Source organism: Monashia sp. HAY1-2A (genome assembly GCF_056755315.1).
The window spans coordinates 1-239 of the sequence record NZ_JBNDHY010000737.1 but is presented as its reverse complement, the minus strand read 5'-3'; the positions used below and the strand labels follow the sequence as shown (position 1 = coordinate 239).

The 239-nt window shown below is 41.8% G+C and carries 1 pseudogene; it reads left to right on the top strand.

The annotated features are described in order from the left end of the window. Nucleotides 1-233, top strand: a pseudogene (locus tag ACPYOM_RS23725) (hypothetical protein); the annotation flags it as partial. Nucleotides 234-239: the final 6 nt, after the last annotated feature.

The window sequence follows — 239 nt, the reverse complement described above, 5'->3', positions numbered from 1 at the left end:
TCCGCTATGTGAAGCAACAAAATATTTCACTGATTATCTCTACGCATGAACTTCAGGATATTATTCCGTGGCTGGATCAGATCATTGTTCTTGAGAACGGAAGACAGGTTCAGAACGACAAGCCTGAAGAAACTTTCAGAAATCCACACAATTCTTATGTGGCCAAGCTTTTCGGTGAAGTGAATATCTTTACCTGTCTCTTATACACATCTCCGAGCCCACGAGACGCGTAGTAATGT